This is a genomic window from Bradyrhizobium sp. UFLA05-108 (genome assembly GCF_059803455.1).
In genome coordinates this window covers 1-874 of the sequence record NZ_JBANAZ010000226.1, presented here as the reverse complement: position 1 = coordinate 874, position 874 = coordinate 1, and the positions used below count along the sequence as shown (strand labels likewise).

Sequence of the window (874 nt, the reverse complement as noted above, 5' to 3'; positions counted from 1 at the left end):
CGGTCTGGGCCGAGCTTCTGGGTGTTGAGCGGGTCGGACGCCACGACCACTTCTTTGCGCTCGGCGGCCACTCGCTGCTGGCGGTGCGGCTGTTGAGCCGGGTCTCGCAGGCCATTGGCTTCACACTGCCGCTGAGCACGCTGTTTGCCAAACCGGTGCTGGCCGATCTGGCCGCGAGCATCGTGGATGAGTTGAGCCGCTCCGGCGCGCAAGACCTGCCGGCCATTGTGGCCGTGCCGCGTGATGCGCCGCTTGTGCTGTCGTTTGCGCAACAGCGGCTGTGGTTTTTGGCGCAGCTGGATCAGAGCAGCACGAACTATCACATTCCACTGGCGTGGCGGCTCAAGGGTGGGCTCGACCGCAGCGCCTGGCAGCGCAGCCTGGACCGTGTGTTGGCGCGCCACGAGGCGCTGCGCAGCGTGTTTGTCGCGCCGGAGGGCAAGCCCCGGATGGAGCTGCTGCCGGAGCATGCGGGGCTTCCGGTCGTGGAGCACGATCTGCGGGACAGGCCGGATGCGGACGAGGCGCTATTGGATCTGTGCAGGGAAGAGGCGCGCACGCCGTTCGATCTGGCGCGCGGTCCGCTGATCCGCGGCCGGCTGATCCGGATGAGCGATGAGGAGCACGTGTTCCTGCTGACGCAGCATCATATTGTCTCGGATGGCTGGTCGCTGGGCGTGTTGGCGCATGAACTCAGTCAGCTGTACCGGGCGTTTGTGGCCGGAGACGACGATCCGCTGCCGCCGCTTGCAGTCCACTATCCGGACTATGCCGCCTGGCAACGGCAGTGGCTGTCGGGCGAGCGGCTCTCGAACCAGGCGCAGTATTGGCGCAACAATCTATCTGGCGCGCCGGCCCGTCTGGCGCTGCCGAC

1 protein-coding gene is annotated in these 874 nt (G+C 66.9%); it reads left to right on the top strand.

Annotated features, from left to right (window positions below; genetic code table 11):
* A partial coding sequence (locus SO140_RS46140) for a condensation domain-containing protein (protein WP_498544229.1) occupies window positions 1-874 on the top strand: 874 nt, incomplete at both ends.